Origin of the sequence: Shewanella sp. SM32, from assembly GCF_025654235.1 — a bacterium.
GTDB lineage: Bacteria > Pseudomonadota > Gammaproteobacteria > Enterobacterales > Shewanellaceae > Shewanella > Shewanella oncorhynchi.
The window spans coordinates 97507-119212 of the sequence record NZ_JAKKRO010000003.1 but is presented as its reverse complement, the minus strand read 5'-3'; the positions used below and the strand labels follow the sequence as shown (position 1 = coordinate 119212).

7 protein-coding genes are annotated in these 21706 nt (G+C 49.2%); 2 read left to right on the top strand and 5 right to left on the bottom strand.

The features are described 5' to 3' along the window. Positions 1–31: 31 nt before the first annotated feature. From L5M10_RS02140 to L5M10_RS02125, 4 genes are read right to left on the bottom strand one after another with little or no spacing between them, the layout of a single operon-like run. A complete protein-coding gene (locus L5M10_RS02140) occupies positions 32–6001 on the bottom strand; it encodes a beta-ketoacyl synthase N-terminal-like domain-containing protein (protein ID WP_263254770.1) in 5970 nt (1989 codons plus the stop codon). After that, positions 5998–8328: a PfaB family protein gene (locus tag L5M10_RS02135; RefSeq protein WP_263254769.1), complete on the bottom strand. Its 2331-nt coding sequence runs from the start codon at positions 8326–8328 to the stop codon at positions 5998–6000. The genes L5M10_RS02140 and L5M10_RS02135 overlap by 4 nt, the downstream gene beginning before the upstream one ends. Further along, a complete protein-coding gene (locus tag L5M10_RS02130) occupies positions 8325–16445 on the bottom strand; it encodes a type I polyketide synthase (protein WP_263254768.1) in 8121 nt (2706 codons plus the stop codon). The genes L5M10_RS02135 and L5M10_RS02130 overlap by 4 nt, the downstream gene beginning before the upstream one ends. After that, positions 16442–17311, bottom strand: coding sequence for a transcriptional regulator (locus tag L5M10_RS02125; protein ID WP_263254767.1), 870 nt, complete (start codon positions 17309–17311; stop codon positions 16442–16444). The genes L5M10_RS02130 and L5M10_RS02125 overlap by 4 nt, the downstream gene beginning before the upstream one ends. A gap of 674 nt (positions 17312–17985) precedes the next feature. Between L5M10_RS02125 and L5M10_RS02120 the strand changes: the two genes are divergently transcribed. Then, on the top strand, positions 17986–18855 hold the full coding sequence (locus tag L5M10_RS02120) for a 4'-phosphopantetheinyl transferase family protein (RefSeq protein ID WP_317629615.1): 870 nt from the start codon (positions 17986–17988) through the stop codon (positions 18853–18855). 88 nt (positions 18856–18943) lie between these two features. Beyond that, positions 18944–19489, top strand: coding sequence for a hypothetical protein (locus tag L5M10_RS02115; protein WP_105249737.1), 546 nt, complete (start codon positions 18944–18946; stop codon positions 19487–19489). A gap of 170 nt (positions 19490–19659) precedes the next feature. On the opposite strand, the gene L5M10_RS02110 is transcribed toward L5M10_RS02115, so the two are convergent. Then, entirely contained in the window at positions 19660–21648 is a 1989-nt protein-coding gene (locus L5M10_RS02110) for an alkyl/aryl-sulfatase (RefSeq protein ID WP_263254766.1), read from the bottom strand. Between the last annotated feature and the right edge of the window lie 58 nt (positions 21649–21706).

Here is a 21706-nt window from a genome sequence, read left to right as displayed (position 1 = left end):
AGATTAGCGTCTTTCTAAGAGCGTAAACTCACTAGGCTTCTTCAATACAGATGGCGATATCTTTAACTTCATAAATTCGCAGGCCATCTTTACTCAAGTTGGCATCGCCCATAATGATGCGTTTGCCATTGTCGTCTGTCACGCTGGTAATGTGCACATCCAGTGACATCTGCTTGTTTAATGGGTTAATTTGGCCGCGATATTTCCATTTGATATCCGATAAAATCTGCCCAAATTTAGGATTGTTAAAGCCCGCGCCAAGGTCTTGGTCAATCGCATAGGTTTGCATCAGCTCGATAATGGCTTCAACCCCTAAGGAGCCTGGCATCACAGGATCTTGATGGAAATGGAATTGGAAGAACCAATCACTCGGGTCAATCGTGCGCTCGGCGTATAAATAGCCAAGGCCCGCCTTACCGCCGGCTTTCACGATTTCAGCCTTGTCGATAAAGTTAAGTTGACCGCCCGCTAAACGGTAATGTGGTTGACCTTTTGGTGCGTTAAAGCTGCGATGTTGTTTATCTAACAGATTGATTTGGCTATCGGCTGCTATGCCATTTTGCACATGCCAAGGCTGAGTGGTCTTGCCGTTGTCTATGCCTAACTGGTTTTTCAGCGCATCGCCCTTGAAGTAACCAAATACCGCTTTACCTTGGTAGAAAGGCTCGCCATCGCAGCTTAATTCAAAACTGAAATTCTGAATGATGTTGCTGCCAGCAATCACAGTCGATAACAAACGTGAGTCGTTCACTATGGTTTTGCCACGTAAATCCACATGGCGCAGTAGCTTACCGTTGCCGTCTAAGTTACGGAAAAACAGCTCTTGGCCGGGGAAGCCCAAGGTAGTGCCCATATAGCCCGAGATAAAGCCGTTTGGCTGCAGTGATATTTCCATCAGCACAGAATAGGGCATAACGGCGTGATGGCTGTTTTTATCATAATACCAAGCGTTTGCTGGCACTTCGTATTCAGCGATACACGAAGAGGGCTTTTTCAGCTCGCCGCGTTTGCCGTCAATCGCAATGACGCGAGTCGTGAGCTGCAAATCACCGCAAGGCGTGCGCGGTGGAATTAGGCCGCGATAGATACTGAAATCGGGGCCGAAGCAGTTTTCGATGTCGCCAGTGGCAAATTCGAACATGTGGTACGGCGTGAACGGTAGGGTATCGGGCACGCGGTTAGCATACTTTGAATCCGCAGGCGCGACTGGTGCGCTCACATGCTTAAGCGGCACTACGCCTTTATTGGTTGGCGCAGTTAAATCAGGCAGCTGCGCCATTAGCGGCGCCGCTAAGGATGTTGGTGTTGTCGAAACAAGCGGCGCAGCCGAAACAGCATTTTTAGCTACATTTCTAGTCGTATTGTTAGCTGTGCTGTTGGCATTATCCGCGAGGTAGCGGGTGCATTCGGCTTCTTCTTTGATCATCACCCCAAGGTTTTGGAAATCCACGACCACTTTGCCATTGAGCAGAATATCGATATTCGCCTTAGCATACGGGCGCGGGCTCATACCGATTTCAGTGATTTCCATACGATAGGTGAGCAGGCCAGATTGCGGCAAGACTTGACCGCGACAGCGCACTTTTTGTGATGCGTTTTCGAGCGGTTGGAAACGACCATCTTTAACATCGAGGTGCATTCCAATGTGCAGCATAAAGAATTGCAGTAATTGACCACAGCCTTCGGCCATTAACGAGCCCGCCATCACTTGGTCGCCCTTGAAATGACATGGGAAATACCAATGATCGGCTTCGAGCTGCTTATGGCCTTGAACTGAACCTAAGCCCCACGCGCCGCCATGCACCTCAAGATTACTGACCTGTTCAATCATCAGGAATTTTTCAGATGCAAAACATAAAGAGGGCTGCAACCCATATTGGGCTTGATGCGCCGCGTGTGCACCGCCAAAACAGCCACCGATATCCGCGCCGAGCAGTTTATGGATTTGGCTGTAATCAAATTGGTTTTGCGCGCAGTTCAGTAACGGATTAAAGCGCGGCTTATTCGGATTGTTCAAGGCAAGGTTGCGCGCTTTGATTTCGGCTTCGGTGTGAATAACGCCTTTGCCGTCGGCCAGTTCTTTATCGGTGAAGAAGCCGGCACAGCCGCCATCCATTTTCAGGATCAGCTTGTCGCCCACGAAACATTCGTAGGAGAAGAAGAACAACAAGGTATCGCCATTGCGGGCAAAGTGATTGATGGAAATGTCGTAGCGCAGGGTGTCGCCACCGCGCGGTAAGTCGCCAAGGAAGGTCAGGGTGCAATCGAGCAGACGATAAACGCGCTCGCCTTTATTTTCAAAGTCGATACCTAAGTAGCTGATCAGCATTAAGTCGCATTGACCCGATTCAACGGCCACGGCCCACGGAATTTGACCATCGACCAAATACGGCGCGTCCACAGGAATGTCGTATTCTGTGGTCATAGTGCAAGGCTGATATTGGTTCATCTGGGCGTTTAATTTCGTTACCCGAGATACCAGTAAATAGTCTGTGGTTGGCAGACGTACACGGCGCGAATAGCTGTCGATAATGGCGTAATCTTGGCCAAAGACGTTAGCGATATCGCCTTCGGCGTACTCGACTAAATCCGCATAATCCCAAATACAAGGCTTGCTTATCGGTGTTGGCGGCGTGTACAGAGGCACTTTTGCATGGTTTGGATAAAGCGCAGGATGTGGAAGAACCGCTGTCGCAGATGCCTGAACAATGGCTTGCTGTTGTACTGGCGCAGCTTGGCCATTGACGGCTAACTCGCTGGCAAGCTGGGCTTTCATCAAGGCATCGGCCAGTTTCAAGCCTTCAGCACGGCTTTGTAAAAAGGCTAAATGGGCTTCACGGGCGAGTTGCTGATTGCTTAAAAATGCCGTGTCTTTTAGCTCTGCTTGAGCGGCGTTTTTATTGGGCGTGCTTAGGGCATTAATTGGCATGCTGCTTAATGTCTCTTTTTGTTGAGCCGTGGTTGGGCTGCTTGTTGCAAAGCTATTCGTGTCTTTGCTAGCTATTTGGGCCAAATGTTTGCGTTGGCTGCGCGCTGGCAGTGCTGTCATGGCTCGGGCTTTTTGTTGTATAGCATCAAGGTCCGCCAACGGCGTATCCAGAATATGCTGATAGATATCGCGGCCACCGAGCGTTACTTGTTTTATTAAGTGTTTTTGCTCTGAAAGCGTTAAGTCTTGTTCAAGCCTTTGCTGCAAACTGTGCGCTTGCGTGGCACTTTGGCTGAGCAGTAACTGCGAGCATTTACCTTGGCTAAACGTCGCTACGAGCGCGTGCTGCACTTGATTAGCTTGTTGCTGTACTTGGTTTTTTAATTGCCCATGATTTTTAAGCTGAAGCAGCGCGCTCAAAATACTCGCCATACCCGCAGCGGCAAAGTTGTGGCCTAGGGTATCAGCAGCTTGGCTGCGCTGGTTCACACTCGGCAACAGGGTATTGAGTACCAGCTCTGAATCGGCAAGTTGCTCAACCGCAATACTGGTTTCAATCAAGTTAATCTGGCTGCTATTCACCTTGGCTTGGGTTAGCAAGTCATCGCAAATACGCGCAGTGTTGCTATTACCTTGTATGTCACAAATCGCGCCAAATACTTGGCCGCTGATGTGACCATAACTGTCGCCATAGCTGCTATTGGCATTAGCATTGTCAGCGGCATTACTTGGCTGGGCTGCACTTGATTGCGCTGTTGTGAGCACTAACGCGCCAGCACCTTCACCGACTTTCCAGCCTGTGTCAGTGGCAGTAAATGCTACTGGCGATACGGCGTTTTTAAGGATCACTTGCTCTAAACTGCCACTTAAATCGACGGCGGCGATCACTACGGCATCTAAGGATTCTTGGGACAACAGATTTTCGGCCACATCGATACAGCGGGCGACCGATTGCTCCGCCGCCGAAATGGTAAAGGCAGGGCCGTTAAAGTCCCAAAGGGATGCGATACGTGACGCCATGATGTTGCCAATAAAACTGGTGTATTGGTTCAGTTTGGCGGCATCGAGCACACTGTCCATGGCGATCTTTTCAAGGGCGAGATACTCGGCTTGTGTGAGTGTTATCCCTTGTTTTTTAAGACTGTCTGCCAGTTGAGTGTGCAGATTTACGCGGCCACGGAACTGGTGTAATTCCAGTTCGGTTTCCATCGCTACTAATACAGCAACCTTGCCACCGGGTTTTAAGTTGGCATCACGGATCGCTTCATCGGCCACTTTGATCAGCAGCAGTTGCTGGGAGATCAGGCGATCATCCTCATTGGGCGGCACTTTAAAGCGCAGGAAGTCAAAATCGAACTGGTCGATATAGGCGCCTTGCGGGACAGAAGGCAAGCCAAAGTTAGCTAAGATCTCAGGATGTTTATCTAAGCCTTTCCAACGTTTAGCGGGTAGCGGGATAAAAGTATCTTGCTTCGCGCTTATCGTTTTATCCAGTGCATTTATGGAGGATAAAGGCCCGAAGTGTGATGCTAAGCCAATGATATTTAATGGTGTGTGCTGATAACTTACAGTAGCAGCCGGTTGTTCACTCTTTTTGTTTGTATTGGCAGCATAGGATTCCAGCAATAAATGCGCGTTACAGCCGCCAAAACCAAACACAGAAACACCCGCGTGGCGGCGGTCATTGCCGGCTTTATCTGGCCAAGCATGCAACTCTGTTGGCAGATTTTTAGCGCTAAACAAGCCCTTAGGCGAAGATATCGGCGCTGATAAGTTAATACTTGGCGGCAGTCGACCCGAGCGCATGGCAAAAATCATCTTCATGATCCCCGGCATGCCCGCGGCTGTGAGTAAATGGCCTAAGTTGGATTTTGCCGAACCGATCAGCGGCACCGCAGAGCCCGCGAGTTTGTCCTCAAAAAAGCGTTCCATCGAAGCGAGTTCGACCTTATCCCCCAGCGGCGTGCCTGTGGCATGGCATTCAATCACTTCGATATTGGCGGGCAGTGTGTTTGCCGCACTATAGGCGCGCTCGAAGGCTTGCACTTGGCCCTTGCTGTTGGGGCTTAATACAAACTGGCCTTTACCGTCGTTCGACAAACCAATGCCGCTGACGACGGCATAGATGTTGTCGCCATCGCGCTCGGCATCTTCTAAGCGTTTTAAGACTAACACCCCAGCGCCTTCTCCAGCGAATAAGCCCTTGCTATTGCTATCAAAGGGCGCTGAAATACCGTGATCTGGGTAGGCGTGGAAAATTGAGAATCCCATGTTGATAAAAAAGGGATCGGCGCCCGATACTGCGCCCGCAAGCATCATATCGGCCTTGCCAGTTGTTAGGTAATCGCAGGCGAGTTTGAGTGCATAAACCGAGCTGGCGCAGGCGGCGTCCAGACTCAACTGGGTGCCACCCAAACCGAGTGCATCGCTGACTAGCTTTGAGGCTGTGTGAGCAACGGCGCCATTGGCGACGTTTAAGGCTTGGCTATTGGCATTGAGATCGTTAACTGAGTTGCCAAAGTCAGCCAGCTGAAATGCGCTTTGGTTAAGTTTGTTTTGCAGCGCCTTTTCAACAGTTTGATGATACAGAGGCAAAAACAGTTCGTTGGAGCGGGCGGTGGGGAACGACAAGGTTCCCATTACAATACCTGTGCGCGCCAGTACGGCATCGCTTGGTGCAATCCCTGCGTCTTGAAGGGCTTTGCGACTGCAATCGAGTGCCCATAAAAAGCTTTCATCTAATCCGTCAAAGGCGGACTCAGGCAGTTGATAACCCTTGGCATCAAACTCAAAGTGTTGGATATAGCCGCCTTTATCACAGTAAAAACGGTCAGATTGCCCCTGAACACCTTGGTAATCGGCGGGATTGGCATTGAGCTTTTCGCGACTGATTTGGGTGCGAGAGTCTTTTTTATCCAACAGATTTTGCCAGAAGGTTTGTGGATTATCGGCGTCAGGATACTGAGTCGCGAGACCGACAATCGCAATTTTTGATGCGCTTTTTGATGCGCGGTTTGACGCAATGGTAGGCACGGTAGTTTTATCAATAGTAGGGGAATGCTGAGAACTCACAGGGGTTCTCCTTTTGGTGATACTGCTGATGATAAAGGGGCTGCGTTAGCACTTAATGGCTGCATGAGCGACAGCGGCACTCTGTGGCTTATCAGCTGAGCTAAACACTTGAGTAAGCTGGTAATCGCGTCGGCACCCTTGGCATTGCAGGCTATGGCGACTGTAGTTGCGTTCTCGGTGCTTTGGCTTGCATGGGCATGGCTGATTTTATCTATGAGTGTGCTGGTTTGCCTATCGGCGCCCACTTCGACAAATAGCCTTGCGCCTTGCTCAGTGGCATTTTGAATGAGCGCACTAAAGTCGAGTGGCGAACAAAAGGTATCGGCAATCGCGCGGCCAATGCTGTGACTATCCACGGTGACTGGCGCAGTTTGCGCTGCGCTGATAAAGCGAATAGGCGAGCCATGTGCTGCCGCTTCCAGCGCCTTAGGTTTTAATGCCTCAGGTTTCAGTGCCTCGGGTTTTAGCGCTTGCGTATAGAAATCTTGTACTTGCCCATGGACTAACATGGCAGGTGCGGTATGCATTGCCGTGACGCGATTGGCGGCAATCCCACGCTTACCTAACTTTGCAAGCAGGGCTTTGCAGCTTGTTTCGCAACCTGCAATGACGCAGGTATCACCTTGAATGATGGCTAAGTAAGCGCGAGGGAACTCTGGCAATAAAGCCTTGATTTCATTGCTGTCGGTGCGCACCACAAAGCTGTTCCACACTATGGATTCATTATCCTTAAGCTGCCATGCTCGGCGCACTGCGGTTAGCTCGCCAGAAATGGCATGGTTGAAAATATCGCTATTTTCGGTGGTGTTGATCATAGCATGGGGTGTTTGCCACACATCTAGGCTGGCCCACATGGCTGCTTCGCCCATTGAGTAACCGAGCGCCATTTTTGGCTTAATATTAAAGACTTGGGTTAACAGTTTAGTGAATAGGTAACTGGCACCCACGCCACTAATCGCTTGTTGGCTTAAGCTCATGCTTGCTGCGGTTTTTACATCTGCTGCATAAATCTGCGGTGATTGCAGCATGGCGCTTAAATCGCCTTCACGCTCCAGTTGGTGATACAGCGCGGGGAAATACTCATGCAAGTTATTGAACATATTGGCGTAAACAGTGCCAACGCCGGGATATACAAAGGTCAGCCCCGCATCCCCTAGCGGCTTAGCGGTGAAACAGCTACCCGCTGGCGTCTTAAAGTGTTGACCATGATGACGTACTGCATCATTTTCAAGCGCCGTAAGCATGGCCTTAGCTTCAAGTTTGAGGTCGTCAATCGATGCGGCCATCAAGACTAATGCCAGTGGTGCGTTGGCATCATAGCGTTCAAACCAAGCTTTGAGTTGCTCAGCGCGAAAGTCAGCGTGAAAGCCTACGCTATTTTCCAGTGTGTTAACTAGTTGCAATACTTGCGCGATGAGTGAATCAATATTGTCACCACTTATCGGCACAAACAGCCGGTTTTCATCAACAAGAGCTTTGGGCGCGATAACTTGTGTGCCTTGGGTCAGTACTAGGCTTTGGCAAATATCTTGGCCTGAATCCAGCAAGGTATCTGCTGGGTTTGATCTTGTTGCCGCTAGATTCTTTGCTACAAGATTTAGACATAAAACCCGCGCTTGATGTTGGTCGCTAAACCAATAGCCAGTTTGATGATTGGTGTCGTTTGTCTGTTTTATATCAGTAGTGCCTTTAAGCGGCGCTTGTGTTCGTGCGGCGAGGGCGGTTACACCTTGGCGCAGCGCAACAAATGCTTCGTTGAGCGTGTTGGCGATAAGCTGATGCTGAACGGTTTGTGCTGGATTACGCTTTGCCGCCGCTAATGCAGCATTAGCAACCGCCGCTGCATTAGCAACACCTATTGCCTCATTACCAGCGGCAAAGCCAGCAATAAACGCGTGGGCGTGAAGACGCAGTTTGGCGGCGCGTAAACCATCAAGCAAATACAGGGACTGAGTCAAAGGCTGGGGCAGATTGCCATCATTGAATTTAAGTTCAACGAGCTTGCCTTGCTCAATGGCTGTTGTTGCTTGGCCTAACAAGGCAGTGAGCGAGCTTTGCTCATACACTGACGGTTCATGCACTTTTGGTTCATGAGCTGTCGGCTCTTGTGTTGTAGATGGGGCAGCATCTAAAGCGCAAATTTGAACTCTTTCACGTTCCGCAAACGTCTCTAATACTTGGGCTGAGTGAGAGTCAAGATTGACCGCGTCGCCAAGCAATACTGCAATACGCAGTGGCTTGGCAAGCTTTTCAGTCATAGCCGTGTCTGCTATCGACGTTTCAGTTTGGCCGCTATGTATAGTTACTAAAGTGTGGGCTAAATTCACTCGACTTTTGCCTCCACGCTTTCAATGGCTTTATTAGCAACTTTATTAGCTAAGAATGCACCGTTAAGGTTTTTGCTGATGGTGACTTTGGCGTTGTTCATCTCGCAGCTTAAGCGGCCATCTTGATGATACAGAGCAATATTGGCTTCAAGGGCACGGCCTGAGTGTTTTACCACCTCGAGCACTAGATACCCTTTATCGCCAAAGGCAAACGGCGCATGGGAGATAAACTCACCAATGCTTGATGGCAAACTTGCCGCGCCATATTTGAGTCTCGCCCACACCAGCATCGCCTGTAGCAACAAATCTTCCGCAAAGGCTTGTGAGCCTTTAGGCGTGAGATTAGGCACAAAATCCCCGCAGTCTGCTAACGCAACATGGGGTAGGCTCACCTTGGCGATTAAGCTCGCATCGTCAAACTTCACCACCGACTCAATACCTTGCAGTCTTGGGCCGTGGAAAAGTGTGCCGTCGCTGTAAAGGCTGCCCGCAGTTGTGATGACAGAAAGTCCCGCCAAGCTTTGCGCGTCAAAGGCGGTTGCTTTGCTGTTAGTGGCTAAGTAATCGTTAGCCGCGTCATCAACAGCATCATCAACGACTAGGATAGCTTGATATTGCGGACGACCTTCAAAGCTGATTAAGGCACTGAATTGTCTACTCATGCACTCGTCTGTGTCTTCCGTTGCTTTATCCGTTAACGCAATCGGTACAAGTTCAAGTTCCAGCGTGATGGGGGCTGCACTTTCTAACACTCCATTTTGTAACACGGCAGTGTCGAAAATAATGCCCTTCAACAGCTTGTAGCTTTGCACTTTGACTGGTTGCTTGAGCACATCAAAGGCGGCTTCACGCATCCACTGAATCGCGCACACAGTCGGTAATACGGGATTACCGTTAATGCAGTGATCTTCAATAAAGATCATTGCCTTAGGGTCCAGTGCGCGCTGCAGTGTTAGCGGTCGCGTGAAAGCGATTGCAGCAAGTGTTGATGCCAAAGCATGCGGATCCGACGCGTCAGTGGTCAGATCCGCTTCAGGCTTTTTTAGATTGCTACCTTGAGTTGCTTGCTCGTCACTTGGAACTGTGCCTTGCATATCAGTACCGACCAGCAATTGTGCGCCTGTGTTGCTCAGTAATTGGCTAGCAAATAACTCAGCGCCTGCCTTTAGCGGGATCACATAAACACCGCGATCGATAAACATCTTTTTCAGCGCAGGATTCACCATGCCGCCGTCCCACGGACCCCAATCGAAGCTCATCACTTTGGCATTTGGCAGTTGCTGCGCCAGTTGCAGTGCGGCTTTGTTGAGTATGTCGTTGGACATGGCGTAATCGCTTTGGCCAGTATTGCCGTAAAAACCCGCCGCCGAAGAGAATAGGGCAATCAGTTTTACTTTATCTAAATCCAGTGCGGCTAGCAGATTGCTAATGCCTGTGACCTTAGTGCCATAAACCCGTGCCAACTCATCTAAGGTTTTGTCTTGGATGTGTTTATCGGCGAGTACGCCCGCACCATGGATGATGCCAGTAATAGGCGACAACTCGGTGATCGGCACTATCGTGCTGGCGATCGCATCTGGATTGTTAACATCGAGACTTAAGTACTCGGCGCTCGCGCCCACAGCGGTAAAGGCTTGCAGTGCTGCTGCAATTTCTAGGCTGCTTTGAACTGGCCATACTAAGGCATCCACTTGTTTTGGCGTGGGTTTCTCGCCCAAGCTTTGAATGTGGGCAATAGCTGCGGCTTTAAGTTCACTGTTATTCTTACCCTGTGCCCAAGCGGGAATGGCTTGTTGGCTGCTTCTGCCAGCAAGGATAAAGTGCGCCTTGCTGCGTTTGGCTAAACTTAGCGCACATTCAAAGGTCACGCCTTTTGCGCCACCGGTCACCAGTATTTTATCTGCACTCGTCAAGTTTGCCGCGCTGTGGCGGGTATCAGCCTTGCCAGCAACTAAGGTTACGCGCTCAAGTGCTTGGGCTGCGTCTTGGCTAACACCGACTTCCAATAGCTTATCGGTTGCAAATAGCTCAGCGATCACTGCATTGGCCAGTTGCTTGGCATCAAGTGCTGGCGCGATATCTAAGGCGCGGCAATGCACGCTTGGCCACTCGTGACTCAAGGTTTTAGTCAGACCTGCCAATGCCGCTTGGTTTAACTCGCTGCGGGCAATTTGGCTGTGGTTAAGATAGCCAAAACCACCGTCGATACGACTGACGCTGATAAAGCTACTGCCAGTATTGGCGGTTGCTGCTGTTGTTAAAAGCGGTTGTAAGTGCTTGGCGAACAAGAAGGCTTGTTCGACCGACGCTTTGGCGGCACTGGACAACACTAAACCTTTAGTATCTGCTGAGGTTTTATGTTGTGGTTGCAGATGAATAAAGCCTGCAACCGTACCTAAGCTTTTGATCTCATTAATTACTGCACCAATGCTGGCATCGTCAATCGCCGCCAATGTGAAGCTGGCAATGTGGCTATTGAGCGGTGATGCACTGGCTACAAGGCTTTCTGGCGAGCGTACAACCACAACAGTTAGACCTTGAGCATGCAATTTTTCGGCAAGTACGCCAGCATTGTGACCATCATCGCTAATGATAATGCAGGCATCTTTAGCAAAAACGCGTGGCAGACCTTGTTGCGCTGATTGCTTTGACGATTGCTGTGGCGATAGTTGCGCTAGCTCAGCCGCCGCTGGCAACTTTTTTAGCACCACCTCACTGTGTGGCGGTAAATCGATAGTAGGTTCAGCTGCGACAGCGACGTTTACCACATTTACCGCAGTATTCTGTCCTAGCTTACCTTGCATATAGCTAACGATTTCACCTAAGGTGCGGCACTCGGCCAGATCTTCAGGATTGAGTTCAGGCAAGCCCGGTAGCTCGTCTTGCACTGTGCCTAAAATTTCAACGCGCTTGATGGAATCTATGCCTAAATCGGCTTCCATATCCATGCTGAGTTCCAGCATTTCAGTGGGGTAGCCAGTCTTGTCGGCCACTACTGACATCATGGTTTGTTGGACAAGTGCAGCACTTAAGCCGTTATTTGTTGTAGCGGTAACAGTGACTTGCGCTGCTGTTGTAGCTGAAACCGAGCCAACCGCAGGTAGTTTGCTGTTCATGTAGTCAACGATTTCACCTAAGGTGCGACACTCGGCCAGATCTTCAGGATTCAGCTCAGGTAAGCCCGGCAGTTCGTCTTGCACTGTGCCTAAGATTTCAACGCGCTTGATAGAATCGATACCTAGATCAGCTTCCATATCCATGCTCAGTTCCAGCATTTCAGTGGGATAGCCTGTCTTGTCGGCCACCACAGCCATCATGGTTTGTTGCACTAACGCAGCGCTTAAACCGCTGGCGGCATGCGCGGCAGTTGTCACATGAGTTGCTACGATAACTGCGCCCGCTGCAGGCAGCTTGTCATTTTGTGTAAGCTTACTTTGCATGTAGTTAACGATTTCACCCAAAGTACGGCACTCGGCCAAATCTTCTGGGCTGAGCTCAGGTAAACCTGGCAGTTCGTCTTGCACTGTGCCTAGGATTTCAACGCGCTTAATTGAATCGATACCGAGATCGGCTTCCATATCCATGCTGAGTTCCAGCATTTCAGTGGGGTAGCCTGTCTTGTCGGCTACCACAGTCATCATAGTTTGCAGCACTAACGCAGCACTTAAACCGCTGGCTGCAGGAGTTGTTGGCGTTGTTGTAGAAACTACAACTTGGCCAGCCGCTGGCAGTTTAGAGTTCATGTAGTCAACGATTTCACCTAAGGTACGACACTCGGCCAGATCTTCTGGGCTGAGTTCAGGTAAGCTGGGCAGTTCGTCTTGCACTGTACCTAAGATTTCAACGCGCTTGATGGAGTCGATACCTAGATCGGCTTCCATATCCATGCTGAGTTCCAGCATTTCAGTGGGGTAGCCTGTCTTGTCGGCCACCACAGCCATCATGGTTTGTTGAACAAGAGCAGCACTTAAGCCGTTAGATGCAGGAGCTGCAATGGTTTGCGCAACTGGCGCAGCTGTCGAAGCAATAGCTCCCGCTGCAGGTAATTTGCTATTCATATAGCTAACGATTTCACCCAAGGTGCGACACTCGGCCAAATCTTCTGGGCTGAGTTCAGGTAAGCCTGGTAGCTCATCTTGCACTGTGCCTAAGATTTCAACGCGCTTAATCGAATCGATACCTAAATCGGCTTCCATATCCATGCCAAGTTCCAGCATTTCAGTGGGATAGCCTGTTTTATCGGCCACCACAGCCATCATGGTTTGTTGCACTAACGTTGCACTTAAGCCGCTCGTTGCTGGTGCCGCAGGTGTCACTTCTGGCATCACTACAGCAGGCATGACTAATGCAGGAGCGGCAGGCGCAACTTGTACTGTCACAGCTGGTGCATAAGCAACGGGAGCCGTTTGCACAACAGTCGCAACAGGTGTGCTAACAGCGGGGCTCGTCGCAACAACTTGAGTCGCTACTGGTGTAGGAGCGGCATTGTGCACAGTTGCAGCCACAGGCGCTGGAGCAACAGGAGCCGGCGCAGTTGCTCGTGGCTGACTTGCAACTGCTGGAGTAAAGTTAATCGGCGCATTGTTTAACATGGCCAAGGCCGCTTGGCTGCCACTGCTTTGCAGTTGCATAAATTCGGCGTGGCTTTGCAGGGTTTGTGCTTGATGCTGGTGGAACATTTCCATCGAGCGTTGCAGGCTTTCAGGGATTGCAATGCCAAGGCTTGCCATCTTGGCTTGTTCTGTCATCAGTGTCGTGAAAGTATCGCCGTATTGCTGTGGGATAGCTAAAAACTGTTGATGCAACTGCGCCGCTTGAGATTGTGCGCTGAAAAATGCCGTTAACGCATCGCCGCTGACGCTTGCCGTACTTGGATTCAATTGCGCCGTCGCTTGTTGCTGGTGATTGTTTAAGCCTTGCGTCACGCTTGGGGATGTTTGTTTCATTTCAACAGTTGCCACTTGATTCGCTTCCACTTCTATTATTTTTTCAACAACTTTTTCGACGATGACTTCTTTCTCAACGATTTTTTCGACTTCTTTTTCGACAACCGTTTCAACGATGCGATCCACATATTGCACTTGGCTAGTCACGCTGCCTGTGGCGAGGGATTTAGCCATCTTAGCTTTGGTTGCAGCACTAATATGGTTAGTGGCAGTGAGTTTGATGTTCATCGCTGATGGCGCTTCACGTTCGGCAATTTCTTGTGACGTGACGGCTTGATAGGGGTCAACCTCAGTTAACGCCACACCGGCTACCGCGAGTTGTACTGCGGCTAAGCGTAATTGACTGTCACTGTCGCCCTTAGGATTCGGGTTCATGCTGACAAGGCAAAGCTCATTTAAGTGTTCACCTAAGGTATTTTCAACTAACTTTTGCAGTATGTTTTTAGGGCCAAACTCAACAAACACACGGGCGCCAGCGTCATACATGGCCTGCAGTTGTTCGCTAAAGCGAATCGATTGCAGCATATGTTGCTTGAATTCTGCTTTAATCGCTTTGCCATCGCTTGGGTGCAATTGACCCGTACCGTTGGCATAAAGTGCGACTGAAGGCGCGCTGAATTTAGCTTTATCAATGGCTTTGGCAAATGGCTTTTGTGCGTGTCCAACCAATGGGGTATGGAACGCGCCTGAGACAGGCAGGGCAATCGCTTTAAAGCCCAGTTCACTAATGGCTTTCGCGGCCAGCTGAGTTTGCTCTGTGCCACCTGCGATGACTAATTGCGTCGGCGCGTTGTAGTTGGCAATTTTAACGCCATCAAACTGGGCTAAACAGCTATTGATCGCATCGATATCATTCTTTTGCTTAAGAATAATCGCGAACATGGTTCCTAAATCAACTTGAGTCCCAGTATCGCTCGGCACTTGCGCCATGGCATGCCCACGGGCGAAGGCCAGTTCGACGTAATCTTCATTGGAAATCACGCCTGCCGCGCAAAGGGCTGACAATTCACCAAAGCTATGACCCGCCACCATATCGGGTGCAAAACCCGCTTGCGTTAATAGCGAATATTGCGCCATTGAAACCGCGCCTATGGCGCTTTGGGCGAACATGGTATTGGTCAGCGCCGCTTCTTGGGCTTTAACTGCATCTGCATCGAATGCCGGAATAGGGTAAAGGATGTTCGATAACGGCGTTTGGCCGTGGCGAGCAAATACCTTATCGCTGGCCGTCACTTGTTGGCGCATTTCTGGGAAATGGCAGGCGAGTTCGCGGCCCATGTTCAGGTACTGTGAACCTTGACCAGCAAACAGGGCAGCTACTTTCTTTGATTCATTTTTAGCGACCAAGGCATGGGAGCGGTAGCTGATCCCAGACGGTAATTGCCACGCCTCGCTTGCACTGGTTTCTAGGTGCCCGCTTTCTAAATGCGCACTGCTTTCTAGATGAGAGATGGCTTGATTTAACTGAGCTTGCAGCTGTGCGATATCCTTAGCCACAAAACCTAAACGGGCATCTGTGCTTGCCAGCGCGCGCAGCGGATATTGCTGAGCGATAGCGTTTAGGTTCGCAGCGCTGCTCTTATTCGCGTTTGCGCTTGTGTTCACGCTTTGGCTCAGCGCAGCTTTTAACTCGCTAAGCAGCGCGGCTTTATTGGCTGCGGCAAATAATAGCGTCTGCGGCACACTGCGCTGACGATATTGCTCGTCACGGCTGTGCTCAGGTTTGTATTCTTCTAATACAAGATGGAAGTTCGTACCGCCAAAACCAAAGGAGCTTACACCTGCACGGCGCGGCGTTGCATCGGCGCGCTGGAACCATGGGCGAGTTTCGGTATTTAAATAGAATGGTGAGCTTTCGATATTCAGTTTTGGATTAGGCTTGCTAACGTTAATGGTCGCAGGCAATACCTTGTGGTGTAGCGCTAGCGCGGCTTTGATCACCCCTGCAGTACCTGCGGTTGATTTAGTGTGGCCCACTTGGGATTTCACTGAACCTAACGCGATATGCTGATTGGTGTCGTTGCCTTGGGCAAATACCGATTTTAAGCCATTGAATTCGGCCACATCACCTGCGGCAGTACCAGTGCCGTGGGCTTCAACCAAACCAATGCTGTGCGGTGCAAAACCTGCATCGTCGTAAGCGCGCTCCAATGCTTTAGCTTGGCCTTCAGGGCGCGGCGCATAAATACTCTTAAACTTACCGTCAGATGAGGCGCCAACGCCTTTGATGACCGCATAAATTCGGTCGCCATCGCGCTCGGCATCTTCAAGGCGCTTAAGTGCGACCATGCCAATACCTTCGCCGATCATCATGCCTTTTGAATCGATATCAAAGGGTTGAATGGTTTCATTGGTGGTGAAGGCTGGCGTTTTTGAGAAGCTCATGTACATGGACGGCGAGTTATCGGTACAGACACCACCAGTGATCATCATGTCGCTGCGACCTTCGGTCAGTTCAGTTAGCGCCATACGCATAGCGGCAAGCGAGCCCGCACAGGCAGCATCGACCACACAGTTCATGCCGCCAAAATCAAAACGGTTGGCGATACGGCCTGCAATCACGTTGCCTAAGGACCCTGGGAAAGAGTTTTCTTCCCAGTGGATATATTGGTCTTGGAACTTTTTGATCAGCATTTCGCTGTCTTCATCGCTCAGGCCGCTGCTTTTGAATACTTTTTTAAGCACTGGATATTGCAGGCGCGAGTTCAAGCTCTGACTGATTTTTTGACCACCACCCACGCCTAGGGTGATGCCGATACGGTCACGGTCGTAATCGGCGGGCAGATTAGCATCGGCAAGCACTTCTTTGGCGACAATCAGCGACAGCAGTTGCGAGGTATCTGTCAGCTCAAGAATATTGGGCGGCAGACCGAATTCCATAGGATTGAAGTCGACTTCTGGTAAAAAACCACCGCGTTTACAGTAGCTTTTATCGGCTTTGCTTTTGTCGGCATCGTAGTAATCTTCGGCGCGCCAATGGGTGTCTGGGATGTCAGTAATGGCATCGATTTTTTCGCTGATCAAATCCCAAAAATTATTTAAATAACGCGAGTTAGCGAAGATGCTGGCCATGCCGACGATGGCAACGGGCATATCTTTTAAACGTTTGTTGAGTCGTTTATCTTTTTTTGACTCAGTCGCAGAATTAGGTACAGAAGGGGTATGGCTCATAAAGAGTCTCCACGGGTCGACCTGGATACGGTGACCTTGTTTTGGGATTCAGCCGCGTTTGTCTTTGGCGTGCCATGGGCACCGGGAAAACGGGCTAAGAAGGTGTGATAGTTGCGAACAAGCAACTTTCGTAAATGAAACGGCCCATGTCTGAGGACATAGGCGATATATCTATTGGTCGCTTGGGTATTACTGTCTTGATAAATATCGAGGTAAATCCAATCACTTGCTGTGTCTACGCCTAATAGTACTGAGCTTGGAGCTTGCTCAGTGAGCTGCGGCGGTATGGTGAGTGAGACCACTTGCACCACAGTATTGCCGTCGGTACTCGGCAATGCGAGCGCCTTAGCCAAGGTTTCTGGATTGACCGTATAGGTTTGGATATCGCTGCCTTGCGTCACAGGCAATTGATTAAAATAGCGTTCGGGGACTTGCGGTGCTTCAAATTCATCGAGCCGCGATATGCCGTAGCGCTTTAAGCAACGGGCAAGGCCGGAGCGCGACACATTGGGATTAATAAAGGTTTGGGTAACCTGAAGTAATCTATCTAAGGTGAGTTTGAGTTGATAGCGTAATCCCACCACCACATATTCTTCCATCGGCGTGAGCGTGGTATTGAGATGATGGGGCGTGTTCGAACTGTTACTAATGGACTCACGCTTCCGCCATTTACGCACCGTTGCCTCGGTAATATTTAAAATTTTTGCCAGCTGGCTGACGCTCAGATTCGATTGCTGGATAAAGAGTCGCATTTCAGGCGTGGTGGTGGCGTTGCGATGCCGAGGTGCGCTGTCTTTTTTCGCCGCTTGAGTCGTGCTCTTGGGGGCGTAAGACGGCGCTTTAGATTGAGAGTCGCGAGCTGCCATTAATAATAATTATCATCCGACATAATCTATTGGGACTGAGAAGCCATTTTGGCTGAGTCAGCTGTGGCACTCTTGAAGAACATAGTGACACTCATCGTAAAACCTGTGCTTATCATCTGTGTCACTTAATGGGGATGCAGATTACCTGAGGTTTCGGGTCGATACAATCATCTGGGACTGGAATTTATTGGCTTTCGTTGAGTAATGGTATTTTCTGTGCGTTATGTTGGGTTTTCGCTGACCGCTTGGTTTTTTTAATACTTTGATAGTGGAAGAATTAAATTTTTAGGATCGATAAAGGCCGCTTTTTTGGGTTAGCGGGGTAAAATAGCCCAATATTGGCTTACGTCCCTTTCGTCATGAATGAGACTGTGCGGCTAAACCTGTTAATTTGGGCGCAAAACCTTGGTGCAATTGCAGCAAAAATTGGCGCTTAGGATGGCGTTCAGGGTCGTTCTAAGAATTGCTCTAATTAGAGAGCTGCTAAGAATTGCTCTTATTAGAGTGTGGCTAAGAATTGAAATAGGGCTTAGTTGAAACTATTTAAGATGCATAATGAACTCAGATAACGATGAACCTAGACAATACCGAGATAAGAATGTTGCTAAGTGCTCTCCCAAAAGCCAGACAATGATAACCATCAGCCGCAAGGCTTTGTCCTGCAAGGCCCTCAAATGACCGACTCCAGAACATCTAGCAAAAACGGCGTGAATGTGGATCTATTTTTTATTCCTCTGAGCGATATTTCATTGCCGCAAACATCACTCGCTCAGTCTTGGTTAAGTGATGATGAACTCGCTAAGGTCGCGCGTTATCGCGATCCCAAGGCGCAAATGAAGGGATTACAGGTCAGGGCAGCGTTGCGGGCCGTGTTATCTCGCTATGCTGATTTATCGCCACACGAGTGGTGTTTTGAATATGGCGCTAAGGGTAAGCCGAGTTTAACGGCAAAATTGCAACAGCAAACGGGGCTTGAGTTTAACCTAAGCCATAGCGGCGATTGGTTATTGATTGGTGTGACTCAGTTTCATGGTGTTGAGTCTGGTTTATTTGGGGTCGATATTGAAAGATCGCGGCCGAAGACGGATATCTATCCAATCCTAAATCATTATTTTTCCGCCCAAGAAACTGCGGCTTTGTTGACCCTTGTCGATGAAGCGAGTCAGCGGCAGCGCTTTTTCGATTTATGGGCGTTAAAGGAGTCTTATATCAAGGCGACTGGCCTAGGTTTAGCGCAGTCGCTTAAATCCTTCGGCTTTGATCTTAAGCCATTCGATCAATTGGTGGCTGGATCGGTTGAGCTTAGATGCCAAGATGCAGCGTTGATGCCGTTCTATGGTGTGGCGCCTTTGCTGAGTGTCTATCCTAATATCCCGCTGCAAACCATTGATGCAAGTTCATTGTATTGGCAAACCTATTTTGGGCGTTTGACCGAGGAATACCGTTTTGCCGTGAGCTTAGGGCATGCTGGTAACACCGAGATTTCCATAATGCTAACGGCGCAACTGAGCAACATAGAAGCCTTACTTGCCGATTATGGTTAACTTGTCTTATTCATCTTCAGTTAAACATTGCTGGGTATAGTCACGCCCATAATATTTTGAATTTGAATGAAATAAATGAGGTTTAACAATGAAACGGATTAAGTGCCTAATACCTGCCACTATGATGGTGTTGCTATCTGGTTGTGGTTATTTTGGTGGCGATGAAAAGCAGCAATTGGAGCAGGCTTGGTTAGCCCAAGATCCACAGTTGCAGCAAGTGGTTGAGCAAATTCGTGCCAATGGCTTAGATGTTGTGGCTCAAAGCGCGGCAGCAGGCACAGTTTCGGCCTGTGTGGCTGAAAAACTCAGCCAAGATCCGCTGGGTAAGTTAGTCAATGTTGAAGGCTCGCTGGTGGAGTCTGCTAAGGTGGCAGAACTGCTGGGTGACTTACAGAAAGTAATGGAGCAAGACATCAGTTTTGATCAGGTCGCGAGCTTGTTACAAAAGGGCGCCGATGCGGCGGCTTATGCTAAAAGTCTTATCGAGCAACAAGGTTTAGATCAAGCCTTACAAAGCCTTAAGCAAATGGTGACCGCGAGCGAGCAATTTGCCCAGCAAGACTTAGGCGCGCATTTTCAGCAGTTATTGCTTGAGTGCAAAACTTCAGTCCCAACGCCAGAGTCTGCGAATTAATTTTCTTACTTTAATCTGGCCTTTAAAGATTGCACGAGAGAACATGTCGTGCAAATGGCTATCCGTACTTCACTCTTGCTTACAGAACACGACTCGCCAAGTGTCAGAATGGTTAGTGCTAGTGTGATTTTTCCATAAAAACGCCCTGAAGGTTCAGGGCGTTGATTTGGTTATTTCGTGCTTGGTAGTGGGACGATTTCAAAGCTTTCATCGAACTTTACTAAGGTCGACGCTATCTTACCGAAGGCATCTTTATCACCTTCTAACTTGGCAGTACCCTTAGCCAGTAACTCTTTAAGTGTGACTTTTCCGAGTAAAATCCCCGTAATATAGCGTTTATCAATATAAAGATTGGCATCGGCCTCCATCGGTTTATCAACCTTAATATTGCTTAAATTACCGTTACTTAGTTCAACATAGAGCGTTTCTTGGGTGTCGGGGTTAATCACATTAAGCCTGATTAGCCCAAGTTCAGCAGCTTTGAGGCTATCGACTTTTACGGCGAGGAAGTCAAATAGGGTCGATATGTCCATTTCTCCTAAAATATCTGCAGAGGCCGATTTAGGCGCGCCGGGTTGAATGCCTACGCGTAACTCTTGGGCGCCAGTGAGGTAAATGTTGCGCCAGCCAGCCCCTTCGGCTTGATAACCCAGTTGCTCATAGGTATCGGCAAGTAATTGTCTTGCCTCTTTGTTATTAGGTTCTGCCATCACGACTTTATTGAGTGCGGTGGCCACAAAACGGTACTCGCCTTGGGCATAGTCGGCTTTGGCGTGTTTCACTACGGCTTTGGCACCGCCCATATACTCCACAAATTTCGTCGCTTCATCTTTTGTCGGTAGTGGGTTTAAGTTGGCGGGATTCATATCGAAATAGCCAAGGTACATGTTGTACACGGCTTTGGCATTATGGCTGTAGGTGCCATGGTAACCATTGGTGTACCAAGTATCGCGCACAGCCTTAGGGATAGTGGTTTGAATCGCATCGCCAATATCTTGAATACCCACGCCATTATTGGCTAAACGCAGGGTTTGATTATGCACTAGGCCATAGTTATCCCTTTGCATTCTTAAGTATTGGTTTATATCAGTATTGCCAAATACGGGGGCTGAGTGGGCAGTGAATATAACCTGTGCATCATTACCAAAATGAGTCAGTAATTCGTTGATATCCTTAGACCATTTTATCGCATCTCGAACTTTTGCCCCGCGTAAGGTATAAATGTTGTGCATGCCGTGGAAGGTGAGCTCTGCGGTCCACAATGCTTTCATTGAGGGAATATAGGTGGCCATTTCCGAGGCGGCTTCTGTGCCTGAGGCATCCATAAACACCATGTCGATACCATCAATGGTGAGTGTTTCCCACTTGTCTTTGGCATTTAAGGTGACATCGGGTTTAACGTAGGTCACTTCGCCTTTGGATAATCCCTTAGCAAGTGCGGCATCGACAATGCCTTGATCGTTTCGCTCTAATGTTGCGCCGTATTGATAGGCGGCGCGGCGGCTCATGGCATTACCGGCAAGCACGTTTTCGTCGACAATTTCTTTGGTGATGTTATTGGAACCATAGACTTTGACGTTTGGGAACATGTCTTTGATGGCGCGGGAGCCGCCAAAATGATCTCCATGACTGTGGGAATAAATCATTGCGACTACGGGTAAGTTATTGCCCTCTGGCAAGTGTTTTAGCGCAAATTCGAGGGATAATTTTGCCGCTTCTTTGGTCAGCAGCACGTCATAAAGGATCCAACCCGTTTTACCGCGGATAAGGGTTAAGTTCGATAAGTCTGTGCCACGCACTTGATAAATGCCATCTGTGACCTTGTATAAGCCGTTAGACACCATATTCAACTGGGCTTGGCGATAAAGTGAAGGGTTTACTGTGTCTGGGGTTTTGTCGCCAATAAAGCTGAAATCGGCACGTAAAATGGCTGCTGTTGGTTCATCTAGTTCAGCAATAAGATTTTTAGAAAACTCTTCAAAGGCTTTTTTATCGGCAAAATTAAGGCTTGCTGCTGAGGCTTTGTTTACCGCAATGGTTTGCTCGGTGGCAGGCTTTCCCTGATAGTGCAGGCTGATATGTTCATGCTCGTGTTCAGCAGCCACGGCGCTTAAAGAGAAGCTGGCGATAATACTCATTGTCATCAAAGATTTTTGCATTATTTTACCTACCAAAAAGTGGGATAGTGTCGTTGATGGTTTGAGTATAGCCAGCTTG